Source organism: Vibrio sp. 05-20-BW147, assembly GCF_013369385.1.
In the GTDB taxonomy this organism is placed as follows: domain Bacteria; phylum Pseudomonadota; class Gammaproteobacteria; order Enterobacterales; family Vibrionaceae; genus Vibrio; species Vibrio floridensis.
The window spans coordinates 79,661-91,996 of sequence record NZ_SZTO01000002.1 but is presented as its reverse complement, the minus strand read 5'-3'; the positions used below and the strand labels follow the sequence as shown (position 1 = coordinate 91,996).

Sequence of the window (12,336 nt, the reverse complement as noted above, 5' to 3'; positions counted from 1 at the left end):
TTCCTTAACCGAAGCTAAATAAAATGCTGTTACTACTCACGAGCAACAGCAAAATTAGAATTCTTAATTAAAAGCGAACTAATGCCGAACCCCAGGTAAAACCACCACCAAAGGCTTCGAGTAGTAGCGTCTGACCACGCTGAATACGCCCATCACGCACGGCCTCATCTAATGCCGTCGGTACGGTTGCCGCAGAGGTATTGCCATGACGGTCAAGGGTAATCACTACTTGATCGAGCGACATAGACAGTTTTTTCGCTGTTGCTGAGATGATCCGGTAGTTCGCCTGATGTGGAACTAGCCAATCCAACTCAGATTTATGCATGCCGTTCGCTTCTAGAGTATCTTTCACCAGTTTCGATAACTGAGTCACCGCAACTTTGAATACTTCGTTACCCGCCATGTGTAACCATTTGTCGGCATCTTTGCCACGTTCAGGTACTTCTAAGCTAAGAAGATCGCCAAACTCACCATCCGCGTAGATGTGAGTAGACAGAATACCCGGCTCTTCGCTTGCGCCAACAACCACAGCACCTGCACCATCACCGAATAAGATAATGGTCGAGCGGTCCGTTGGATCGCACGTTTTCGATAAAGTATCAGAACCGATAACCAGTACGTTTTTACACATACCCGTTTTAATATGTTGATCAGCAATAGAGAGTGCGTAGACAAAGCCAGAGCACGCCGCGGCTAAATCGAATGCAGGACAACCTTTGATGCCAAGCTTTGCCTGCACCTGACATGCAGATGAAGGAAAAGTATGGCTTCCACTTGTCGTCGCGACGATGATCAGATCAATATCGTTTTTGTCGATACCTGCCATCTCTATCGCGTTTTGAGCCGCATAAAAGCCCATATCAGCTACCGTTTCATTTTCAGCAGCAATACGACGCTCTTTAATACCAGTTCGGGCAACAATCCACTCATCACTTGTCTCTACCATTTTCTCTAGATCGGCATTGGTGCGGATCTGAGATGGCAGGTAGCTGCCAGTACCTAAAATTTTGCTATACATGAAGACTAATAATGCCTCTCGAGTAAAACCGCTTCCAAACGATCGCTTATACGGCTTGGTACTTGTCGTTTGACCTCGTGTACCGCCTCGCCAATGGCATTAACTAAGGCAGACACATCAGCACTTCCATGACTTTTTATCACAATGCCGCGCAATCCTAGCAAACTTGCGCCGTTATACTGGTCGGGGTTCAGTGTTTTTAGTTCATTAAATAGTCCAGAAAACAATATTCTGGCTATCCAACCCTTTATCGACGAAGCCATCATGCTGGTTTTTATTTTTTCGATAAACAGCTGCGCTGTCCCTTCGCTGGCTTTCAAACAGACATTGCCGACAAATCCATCGCACACAATTACGTCTGCTACGTTCTTTAAAATTTGGTTCCCTTCAATGTAACCGACAAAGTGAACCGCTTGTGTTTGCGATAGCAGTTCAGCGCAACGTTTCACCAAATCATTGCCTTTCGTTTCTTCCTCACCGACGTTCAATACCGCAACACGCGGGGGGCGACTTAAATGCTCTTGCGCTAAAGCTGACCCCATAACCGCAAACTGGAAAAGCGTATCGGCATCGCAAGAAACGTTAGCACCGAGGTCCAACATCCAGCTTTTCCCCCCTGTAACGGTGGGTAAAGCCGAAATCAAAGCAGGTCGGTCAATGCCCGGCAGCAGTTTAAGAATAAAACGAGAAAGGGCCATGAGTGCGCCGGTATTGCCACCGCTGATACAAGCATCGGCTTTTGCATCGGCAACCAACTCAATCGCATGACGCATTGAACTGCCTTGGCTGTTACGCAAGGCTAAAGAGGGTTTTTCTGAGTTAGATATATTGCGTTCGCAGTGTTCAATACGCAAGCGATCGCTAGGCTTATAGCCCACGAAGGAAAGTTGAGACGTGATCTGTTGTTGATCACCTGTAAGAATCACTTTTAGCTCTGGGAAATGAGACAGTGCCTGCACGGCGGCAGGCACTGTGACGCGTGGACCGAAGTCCCCGCCCATTGCATCAAGTGCAACGGTAATACTTTGCAAAGGATCAACCTTACTTGTTGATAACCTTTTTACCACGGTAGTAACCTTCAGCAGTTACGTTGTGGCGTAGATGAGTTTCACCAGAAGTCGCGTCTACAGATAGAGCAGCTGTAGTTAGCGCATCGTGTGAACGACGCATACCACGTCTTGAACGTGTTTTACGGTTTTGTTGTACGGCCATTGACCCTACTCCTATGTTATGGGTTCAGCGTAAAGCTTATCGCTTTAGGCTTTTTAAAACGTCGAACGGATTTGGTTTTGTTTCCTCAATTTCTTCAGGAATCTCACCAAACACCATGTTATTTGAATCAACGCTACAATCCGCTTCGTCGTGCATTGCGATTTGAGGTAATTCAAGGATGAACTCATCTTCAACTAGTTGTATGAGATCGACTTCGCCATATTCGTTAAGATCTACCAAATCGTAACATTCAGGGGCATCTTGCTCACTTTTCTCACTGTAATAAGGAGTATAAGTAAACTGCACTTCACTCAGATGTGTGAAGGTCTCATTACAACGCTGACATTCTAATTCGACTTCGATGTTAGCTTTACCAGAGATAACAACGAGTCGCTGTTCATCTATCTCAAATGACAAATAGACTTCTGCGTCGCGTTTTACGCCTTCGGTCATTTCAGCTAGGCGCTTAAACAGACTGGCTTGGATGATGCCATCGTAATCCAATCTTTTCTGCGCGGCTTTAGCTGGATCCACCGTTCGCGGTATTTTTACCTTTTGCATAGGGCGCGAATATTATCTTCCAAAAAGAATTTAGTCAAAGGAAAAGGCAAAAAAGTTGTACTTTTTTGCGCTTGTTATACAGAGCATTAGCACGCTCCTACAGCAATCCGTTATGCTATCAGAAATGCTCCATCAAATTGTAAGCCAAAATGAAAAATTACCAACTAGTTTTAGCATCTACCTCACCATTTCGTCAGCAACTGCTGGAAAAACTGGCAATTCCTTTTTCAACTCTCTCACCACACTGCGATGAAACCCCGCTTGAAGGCGAGTCCCCACAGCAGTTGGTCTTGAGACTTGCCGAAAGCAAAGCGCAATCCTGTCAAATCAATCAACCAAGCTTGGTGATAGGCAGCGATCAAGTGTGCGTTATTGACGGTAACATTGTTGGTAAACCTCATAATCGACAAAATGCCATCGCACAACTGACCGCTCAAAGTGGCCAATCCATTGTGTTTTATACTGGGTTGGCGGTTTACAACAGCGAAACCGGAGAAACACGCTCTTGTATTGATGAGTTCAAAGTGCATTTTCGGCCACTGACCCAAGCGCAAATTGAGTGTTATGTCGATAAAGAGCAGCCATTCTTCTGTGCAGGCAGTTTCAAAAGTGAAGGATTAGGGATTGCATTGTTTGAGAAGTTGGAAGGCAAAGATCCCAATACCTTAGTTGGCCTACCCTTAATCGACCTCATTGACTTACTGGCTCAACAAGGCATGCACGTTTTGGGTTGATACAAAAAAGGGATGATTCGCTCATCCCTTTTTCCTTATCGACTGGTTCGCAATGATTGAACGACCTTTTCCAACTGCTCTCCCATCGGTGCGTTGATTTCCATTATTTGCTCTGTCGCCGGATGTGTAAAACGAATATTGGCGGCATGAAGGAACAAACGGTTCAGTCCATGCTGAGCGGTATAAGCATCGAAACGTCGATCACCGTATCTGTCATCCCAGGCAATTGGATGACCACTGTATTGTGTGTGCACTCGGATTTGGTGTGTGCGCCCCGTAATTGGGCTGGCTTGTACTAGGGTTGCCTGTGGAAACTGTTCAATCACCTTGAAACGCGTTTCCGATGGCTTACCGTTTGGATTGACGCGCACAATGCTGTTCACTTCGTTTTTCAACAATGGGGCGTTAACCACTTTACAGCTGTTTTTCCACTCTCCCATCACCAGTGCAAAATAGTATTTCTGTACTGTTTTCTCACGAAACTGCGCTTGCAAATGACGCAGAGCTGACCGTTTTTTTGCCACCAAAAGAATACCAGAGGTATCACGGTCGATGCGATGCACTAGCTCAAGAAAGCGCGCTTCTGGTCGCAGTGCACGTAGCGCTTCGATGGCACCAAACTTGAGACCACTTCCACCATGAACAGCGGTACCTGAAGGCTTATTTAACACCAACAGATGATCGTCTTCATAAATGATCAAATCTTGCAGTTCAGCCACTTTGTTGAGTTTGGTGCTCGGAGCGGCTTCTTGCTCTTTTTGTTCGATCGTAACAGGTGGGATACGCACTGAATCGCCAGCAGCCAGCTTATATTCCGCCTTTACACGTTTTTTGTTTACGCGCACTTCCCCCTTGCGCACGATTCGGTAAATCATGCTTTTGGGAACATCTTTTAATTGGTTGCGTAAAAAGTTATCAATACGCTGACCAGCCATATCGTCGTCAATTTCGACAATTTGGACTTGGGTTCTAATTTCATTCATGGCGCTATTCTAAACATAAACTCGCTAGTGTTCACTTCAATGTTGCTGTCACGACAAAGCCAAGTGACCAAAACTTACAGAACTGGGCATTTTATCTGTTTTTGATGGGTAGGAAAACTAAGGAATTTTATCGGCGTCATTCAGATACTCGCTAAAAGTTACTCACAGGTTACTAATAAACCTAACGTTGTTTATTAAACAATCAGTTAACTGACTCAAAATTGAATGAAACACGAAAAATTTTCAACGTTTGCCGCAATGCTCGTTGCTGATATCAACGCGCACTGCTATAGTTCACAGCTGCAAAGGTAGGTCTGGTTGAATTTTAGGCAAAACCGACCAATTATCCACAAGCAATTGAGTAGTTTGTCGGTGTTTGAATGCAGCAATTGGCGTAAGACATATCAAAACTGACATAACTGTCACACTACTCGTCGCACACTCATGTTGAGTAATTACCGATATTAATACGGGTCACAGGCATTTATTTGTTTGTGATGACTGACGTGCCCCTAGAGCATCCCCTTCCAGCCGTGAGGCTGCAACGCGTAAACCACGGGATCTGGCACCATGAGATAGCGATAATCGATGACAGATAATTAAATACAAATAAAGATAAAGACAACGAGAAATTATCAATGAAAAGAATGTTGATTAACGCAACTCAAAAAGAAGAGTTGCGTGTCGCGTTGGTTGATGGCCAGCGACTTTACGATTTGGATATCGAAAGTCCAGGACATGAATCAAAAAAAGCAAATATCTATAAAGGACGTATTACCCGTGTTGAACCTAGCCTGGAAGCTGCATTTGTAGATTACGGTGCTGAACGTCACGGTTTCCTTCCTCTAAAAGAAATTGCCAAAGAATACTTCCCTGATGGTTACTCTTACCAAGGTCGTCCAAGCATCAAAGAGGTGCTGACTGAAGGTCAAGAAGTCATCGTCCAAATCGAAAAAGAAGAACGCGGTAGCAAAGGTGCTGCACTAACCACCTTTATTTCCCTAGCGGGCAGTTACTTAGTTCTGATGCCAAACAACCCACGTGCTGGCGGTATTTCTCGTCGCATCGAAGGGGATGAACGCACTGAGCTGAAGTCTGCACTGAGTACACTAGAACTGCCACAAGGTATGGGTCTGATCGTACGTACTGCAGGTGTTGGTAAGAGCGCTGAAGAGCTAGAGTGGGATTTAAACGTTCTGCTTAAGCACTGGGCCGCCATCAAAGATGCTTCTGAATCCAATCCAGCACCGTTCTTGATTCATCAAGAAAGTAACGTCATCGTTCGCGCGATCCGCGACTATCTACGCCGTGACATTGGTGAAATCCTTATTGATAGCAACACCATCTATGAACGTGCCAAAGAACACATTCAGTTGGTTCGCCCAGATTTCGTTAATCGCGTTAAGAAATACGACGGTGAAGTGCCACTGTTTAGCCACTACCAGATCGAAAGCCAGATTGAATCGGCATTCCAACGTGAAGTGCGTTTGCCTTCCGGTGGCTCTATTGTTATCGATCCAACAGAAGCGCTGACATCTATCGATATCAACTCTGCTCGTGCAACGAAAGGCGGTGATATCGAAGAAACGGCGTTGAACACCAACCTTGAAGCGGCAGACGAAATCGCTCGCCAGTTGCGTCTTCGTGACCTTGGTGGCCTTGTGGTGATCGACTTCATCGATATGACACCAGTACGCCATCAGCGTGAAGTAGAAAACCGCCTGCGTGAAGCTGTTCGTCTCGACCGCGCTCGCGTTCAAATCGGTCGTATTTCGCGCTTTGGTCTATTAGAGATGTCTCGTCAACGCTTGAGTCCGTCTCTTGCAGAAGCAAGCCATCATATCTGTCCTCGTTGTAGTGGCACAGGTGTGGTTCGCGATAATGAATCTCTCGCACTTTCTGTTCTTCGTCTTATCGAAGAAGAAGCACTTAAAGACAACACAGCGCAAGTATTGGCTGTTGTGCCAGTACCTATCGCCTCTTACCTTCTTAACGAAAAACGTCGCTCTGTGAACCACATTGAACGTATTCAAGAAGTGAAGATCACCGTTGTTCCAAATTCAGACATGGAAACACCGCATTTTGAAGTGATTCGTGTGCGTGAAGGTGAAGAAGTCGATTTGCTCTCATATTTATTGCCGAAAAAACTTGAAGCACTTCGTGAAGCTGAAGGTAAAGAAAGCGGTGAATCCGACTACAAACCAAAGAGAATTGAAGAGCCTGTATTGAAAGGCTTCGCTTCTCCAGCTCAATCTGTGCCTGCTCCAGCACCCAAAGCAGCAACGGTCACAACAGTTGTAAAAGAGACAGCAAAAACTGAAGAACAACCGAGCTTATTCGGTCGCTTTATCAAAGCATTGGGTAACTTCTTATTCGGCTCTACCGAAGAGAAAGTAGACACTGAAAAACAAGAATCGAAAGCTGAGGCTGACAAAAACAATCGCCGTCCAAGACGAGAGCGTAACGATCGCCGCCGCAATAACCGTGACACTCGTGAAACACGTGAGCCTCGTGAACCGCGTGATCGTGATGGTAAACGTCGTCAAAGAAATCGTGATGAGAATGTGGTTGAGGCACTAGATGATTCAGTGAAGCCACGTCATCAACAAAAGCGCAAACCAAAGCAAACGCCGAATAATAAAGCCGAAACAGCTGTTATTGAGAGCAAAGCGAACGCTAAGGTAGCAGAGAAAGGGTTACAACTGGCAGCAGATGCGCTTGGCGGGTCAAACCAAGAAACGCAAAAAGCGAACTCAAACGCCAAAGCTGAAAAAGTGAAAGAGCGTCGTCAGCGTCGTAAACTGAACAAACCTTTGCGCGTTAAAGATCAGATTGAACAAAGCGAAGAAACTGAACTAGATACCGTTTTGGCGGTTCAGGCTGAAATCACACAGGCTCCAGCGGCTGTAAAAGCAGAAAAAACGACCATTGAAAATGTGGACGACGCAGAAGGCAATGACAGCGAAGAGAAGCCTCGTCGTAATCGTCGATCTCCTCGCCATCTACGTGCCAGTGGCCAGCGTCGTCGACGCGGACGTGATCGTCGTCCTAACCCATTCCGCTTACGCAAAGGTGGTGTAGCTTCACCTGAGATGGCCATGGGCAAAGTGATGCCTCGTTACATTCCAAAACCAATTGCTAAGAAAGAAGAAGTGGTTAAGGACGTTGTTAAAGAAGCAGTAGTTGCGTCTCCAGCCATTGTGCCAGCAATTCAAGGTGGGTTTGCCTGCCCTGAAATGGCCATGGGCAAAGTCATCATTCGTCGTGATGTTGACGTAGCACAAACACCAGCGGAAGCGAAGCCAAAACGTTCTAGATCGAGAAACAACCGTGCCGCTAAACCGGCAGTCGTTGAGATGAGTATCGAAGATCAAAGCGTTGTAGTAGCTGAGATTGTAGAGTCAGCTCCTGTCGTCGCATCAGAGAATGTTGATGTTGCTGTTGCTGTTGCTGTGCAAGTTGACTTTGTTACAAACAATCCTCAACGTGAGGAGTTAGCACCAGCTGTTGAAACGGTTGAAGAACCAACTCCTGTCACTCAAGAAGCGAGCATTCTTGAAGAGACGGCAACGGTACAAGTTGATGAAACGCCAGTTGTAACAGTAGTACAAGCGGTGAAAGCACGAGCGTCAGCTCCAATGACCAAGGCACCTGGCCCTCAAGAGCTTATTGAGATCCAAGTTGTTGCGGCACCATTTAGAGCAGAGCGCTATCAACAGCGTGGCGCGGGTAGTCAAGTAGCGACGAGTCAAGCCTCAGCAGCTATGACGAAACCAGAAATGGTGTAATGTCTTAATCAGCTAAATAGACAAGGGCTATCTTCGGATAGCCCTTTTTATTACTTATAAATATCCATTCATCGCCCTAATCATTATTGAACTTAATCACACTTTTCTGTAGCATCTTGCGACTCAGCCTTTCGGCACGGGTGCAAACAAGCTCTTTTTTCCTGAGTTAGCGCTACTATAGTGTGTTTATTCAACTCTAGGATGGATTTCAGTTTTACTGTTTTGCGGACTTGTGTCGGGTAAATTCATTTAACGATATTGACCAAAACACATGTTCGAATTTCCTCAGTTTTCAAAACACTCAGTTAAAAATGATGTGTTATCCGGTTTAACCGTCGCGTTAGCTCTAGTCCCTGAAGCGGTAGCTTTTGCTTTCGTTGCGGGTGTCGATCCCATGGTGGGCCTATATGCCGCGTTCATTGTCGGCTTCATCACCTCCGTTTTTGGTGGTCGCCCTGGTATGATTTCGGGCGCTACAGGCGCAATGGCGGTTGTCATGGTTTCGCTTGTTTCTTCGCACGGCGTGCAATACTTGTTTGCCGCCATTATGCTCGCGGGTATTCTGCAAATTGCAGCCGGCCTTTTCAAACTCGGTAAGTTCATTCGTATCGTGCCACACCCTGTTATGATCGGCTTTGTCAATGGTCTCGCTATCGTGATTTTTCTCGCGCAACTCGGCCAGTTTAAAATGGCGAATGCAACAGGTGCGCTTACTTGGTTACCTCAAGATCAGATGTTGCTGATGTTGGGCCTCGTAGCACTTACTATGGCCATCATCTACTTCTTGCCAAAGCTAACTACAGCCGTTCCTTCATCTCTTGTTGCCATTGTAACGGTAACAGCATTAGTGGTTGGTCTTGATCTTGAAACTCGCACAGTGGTGGATTTCCTACGCACCATGTCAGGGGACGAAGGCGCAACTCTCGCGGGTAGCCTGCCGACCTTTGCTTTGCCTATCGTTCCTTTTGATCTGGAAACCTTACAAATCATCTTCCCATACGCGGTGATTCTTGCGGCTATTGGTTTGATTGAATCACTCTTGACGCTCACCGTGTTGGACGAAATGACCAACACACGAGGTCAGTCAAACCGTGAGTGTATCGGTCAAGGTATGGCAAACATGACCTGTTCTGTCTTCGGAGCAATGGGTGGCTGCGCGATGATCGGTCAATCGATGATTAACGTCAATTCAGGAGGGCGTGGACGTCTTTCAGGTATCGTTGCAGCTGTCGCGTTATTGATGTTTATTTTGTTTGCATCCGCGCTAATTGAGATGATTCCACTAGCAGCTCTGGTTGGTGTTATGTTTATGGTGGTGATCGGTACGTTTGAATGGGCGACGTTTAAACTCGCACGTCGCGTTCCAAAACAAGATTTCTTTGTGATTGTTCTCGTGACCGTTGTGACTGTGATGACAGACCTTGCGGTGGCAGTTGCTGTCGGCGTGATCGCTTCAGCGTTGATGTTTGCTTGGAACCACGCCAAGCACATTTACGCAGATACCCGTATTAACGAGGAAGGTTCCAAAGAGTACAAGATCCACGGTCCTATTTTCTTTGGTTCAACGGCTAATTTCCTTGAACTATTCAACGCGCAGCAAGACCCAAGCGATGTCATCGTCGATTTTGCCGATTCTCGAGTTACTGATCACTCGGCAATCGAAGCGATCGAAACACTGGCAGAACGATACTCTGCCGTTGGCAAAACGCTGCACCTACGTCATTTGAGCCCAGATTGTCGTAAGTTGCTTGATAAGGCGGGAAGTTTGGTCGAGATTAACGTCAAAGAAGATCCAAGCTATAAAGTCGCCACTGACGTTCTCGCAGGCTAAAACATAAAGGGGATGATTCATATCATCCCCTTTTTACATTTAATCGCTCACGTCTCCTGCCGCAGGAATGATCTTATCCAACAGCGCATCACTCGCCACTTCCACTAGATCCAGAACCAAATCAAACCCTTCCTCTCCACCATAATAAGGATCTGGTATTTCGTTGTATTCTAGGTTCGCGTGACTGAGAAACAGCGAAAGTTTGTATTGATATTTCTTTGGGCAAACTTTGCGTAAGTCGGCCAAGTTTTCTTTGTCCGCTGCTAAGATCCAATCGAAATACTCGAAATCTTTAGCCTCCACCTGTCGTGAACGAATGCGATTGAAGGAATAACCTCTGCGCTGACCAGCCTGCATCGAACGATGATCTGGTGTATTCCCAGCGTGAAATCCGATCGTGCCTGCGGAATCAACCTCAATCTCAATGCCTCGTTGCTCCGCTTTCGCTCGAAGCACGGCCTCTCCTGTTGGAGAGCGGCAAATATTTCCCATACAGACAACCAAAATCTTCTTCATTGTATCCCCTGTTATATCAGTGGTTTTTCTCAGTTCCTACTTGGTCTATCATAGCCGCAAAATCAAAAAGCTGAAAAGGGATGTCTATGTCTAACGAAAGCGCATCAAGCGAAAGCCTATCCACAGAGCAAGTTAAGGCTCAGCGACACAAAGAGCGCCAACAAAAGGTGAAAGAGCAAGTCGATGCTAAAATCGCTCAAGCTCAGGAAGAAAAGGGACTACTTCTCGTCATCACTGGCAACGGAAAAGGTAAATCAACCTCCGGTTTTGGCACCGTCGCTCGCGCAGTTGGGCACGGGAAAAAATGTGCCGTCGCTCAGTACATTAAAGGAACTTGGGACAATGGTGAGCGTAACTTACTGGAAAAGCTCGGTGTTGAATTTCAAGTGATGGCGACAGGTTTCACGTGGGAAACACAAAACAAAGAGAGCGATACTCAAGCCGCTCAAACGGTATGGAAAGAGTGTCAGCGTATGCTGCAAGACGATTCGATCGATGTTGTACTCTTTGATGAGCTAACCTACATGATCAGTTACGGCTATATCGAGCTAGAGGAAGTGGTCGAAGCGCTCAACGCTCGCCCAAAAATGCAATCGGTCATCATCACAGGCCGCGGCGCTCATCGCACCTTAATTGAAATGGCAGACACAGTGTCAGAAGTGAAGAACGTGAAACACGCTTTTGAATCTGGCATTAAAGCACTTAAAGGGGTGGATTGGTAAAACAACGCCAGTTTAGCGTCGAGTATCAATGGGTAGTGGCATGGGCCCTACCTTCGTCAATTGCTTTAGTGGGATTCGCGTCATCTCGCTCACAAAATAACAAACCTCACTGTTTCTCAACTATGCTAAACAAGAAACACATTTTAAGAATTTGAGGTATGAGTATGTCAAAGATTCAAACCACGCTGCTGCTCGTGTGTTGCTTTTTGACCTTTTCCATCAATGCCAAAATTACCATCATGACCGAAGATTTCGCCCCTTTTGGTTTTTACGATGCAGACGGAAAACTAACTGGCATTGGCGTAGAGATTGTTCAGCAGTTAGCAAAAAAACTTGATCTGGAGAGCGAGATTCAAGTTCTCCCTTGGTCTCGTGCAATCAAACAGCTTGAACTTATGCCTAACAGAGCACTCTTTTGTGTTGCACGCACACCAGCTCGTAACGACAAGTTCGAGTGGGTTGGACCAATATTGTCAGATGGCGTCTATCTCTATCACAATGACAGTTTTGATTCGTCACAAGAAGACATTACCAGCGCAAAGCAGTGGGAGAGTATCGCTGTAACAGCAAACTATCCTGAGCATCAAACATTAATTGACTTAGGATTTACTAACCTCTGGGTAACGACACAACCGACCGAAAATGCAAGGCTTTTACTTCACAACAGAGTAACTGCAATGGTTGCTGGAGAGTTTGCGATGCCAAGCCTGTTGGAAGCGCAAGGGGGGGAGACCAGTAGTGTTGTTCGTTCAAATATTAGCTTGTTTGATATCGATTTGTACATCGCCTTTTCAAAAGGCACTAACCCTAAAGTTCTCGCTCAATGGCAACAAGCCTTGGAAGAGCTTCAAGCTTCTCAGGAGTATCAAGAAATCAGAAAACGCTACACTAGCTCCAAACCTAAATAATTGAAAGTCTGAGCAAACTCTACCGGTACTCTATTGAAAAGCCAGTGACTCAGATCGTGCACT

At 46.0% G+C, this 12,336-nt stretch carries 11 protein-coding genes; 5 read left to right on the top strand and 6 right to left on the bottom strand.

The window, feature by feature from the left end; translation table 11 throughout:
• Positions 1 to 67: 67 nt before the first annotated feature.
• From FC652_RS01730 to yceD, 4 genes are read right to left on the bottom strand one after another with little or no spacing between them, the layout of a single operon-like run.
• Positions 68 to 1,018 carry a beta-ketoacyl-ACP synthase III gene (locus FC652_RS01730; protein ID WP_011149967.1) on the bottom strand — a complete coding sequence of 317 codons (951 nt, stop codon included), beginning with the start codon at positions 1,016 to 1,018 and terminating at the stop codon, positions 68 to 70.
• Positions 1,019 to 1,023: 5 nt separating this feature from the next.
• Positions 1,024 to 2,049: a phosphate acyltransferase PlsX gene (gene plsX / locus FC652_RS01725; RefSeq protein ID WP_176297256.1), complete on the bottom strand. Its 1,026-nt coding sequence runs from the start codon at positions 2,047 to 2,049 to the stop codon at positions 1,024 to 1,026.
• 10 nt (positions 2,050 to 2,059) lie between these two features.
• Positions 2,060 to 2,230, bottom strand: a complete 171-nt coding sequence (gene rpmF / locus FC652_RS01720) for a 50S ribosomal protein L32 (protein ID WP_039429829.1) — start codon at positions 2,228 to 2,230, stop codon at positions 2,060 to 2,062.
• Positions 2,231 to 2,266: 36 nt separating this feature from the next.
• The gene (yceD, locus tag FC652_RS01715) at positions 2,267 to 2,791 is read right to left on the bottom strand and encodes a 23S rRNA accumulation protein YceD (protein ID WP_039447703.1); all 525 of its coding nucleotides are present in this window, start codon (positions 2,789 to 2,791) and stop codon (positions 2,267 to 2,269) included.
• A 149-nt stretch (positions 2,792 to 2,940) separates the two neighbouring features.
• On the opposite strand from yceD, the gene FC652_RS01710 reads away from it, so the two are divergent.
• Complete coding sequence (locus tag FC652_RS01710) at positions 2,941 to 3,525, top strand: nucleoside triphosphate pyrophosphatase (RefSeq protein WP_176297255.1); 585 nt, start codon at positions 2,941 to 2,943, stop codon at positions 3,523 to 3,525.
• 35 nt (positions 3,526 to 3,560) lie between these two features.
• Here FC652_RS01710 and rluC read toward each other — a convergent pair whose 3' ends face one another.
• A complete protein-coding gene (gene rluC, locus FC652_RS01705) occupies positions 3,561 to 4,508 on the bottom strand; it encodes a 23S rRNA pseudouridine(955/2504/2580) synthase RluC (RefSeq protein WP_176297254.1) in 948 nt (315 codons plus the stop codon).
• A 638-nt stretch (positions 4,509 to 5,146) separates the two neighbouring features.
• Between rluC and rne the strand changes: the two genes are divergently transcribed.
• Positions 5,147 to 8,296 carry a ribonuclease E gene (gene rne, locus FC652_RS01700; RefSeq protein ID WP_176297253.1) on the top strand — a complete coding sequence of 1,050 codons (3,150 nt, stop codon included), beginning with the start codon at positions 5,147 to 5,149 and terminating at the stop codon, positions 8,294 to 8,296.
• A 271-nt stretch (positions 8,297 to 8,567) separates the two neighbouring features.
• The gene (locus tag FC652_RS01695) at positions 8,568 to 10,127 is read left to right on the top strand and encodes a SulP family inorganic anion transporter (protein ID WP_176297252.1); all 1,560 of its coding nucleotides are present in this window, start codon (positions 8,568 to 8,570) and stop codon (positions 10,125 to 10,127) included.
• 39 nt (positions 10,128 to 10,166) lie between these two features.
• On the opposite strand, the gene FC652_RS01690 is transcribed toward FC652_RS01695, so the two are convergent.
• Complete coding sequence (locus FC652_RS01690; protein ID WP_176297251.1) at positions 10,167 to 10,643, bottom strand: low molecular weight protein-tyrosine-phosphatase; 477 nt, start codon at positions 10,641 to 10,643, stop codon at positions 10,167 to 10,169.
• Positions 10,644 to 10,723: 80 nt separating this feature from the next.
• Here FC652_RS01690 and cobO point away from each other — a divergent pair, with 80 nt between their 5' ends.
• Both cobO and FC652_RS01680 read left to right on the top strand, forming a co-directional pair.
• Entirely contained in the window at positions 10,724 to 11,365 is a 642-nt protein-coding gene (cobO, locus tag FC652_RS01685; RefSeq protein WP_176297250.1) for a cob(I)yrinic acid a,c-diamide adenosyltransferase, read from the top strand.
• Positions 11,366 to 11,529: 164 nt separating this feature from the next.
• Positions 11,530 to 12,273 (top strand): ABC transporter substrate-binding protein, encoded by a 744-nt coding sequence (locus tag FC652_RS01680; protein WP_176297249.1) that lies wholly within the window; start codon positions 11,530 to 11,532, stop codon positions 12,271 to 12,273.
• Positions 12,274 to 12,336 lie beyond the last annotated feature (63 nt).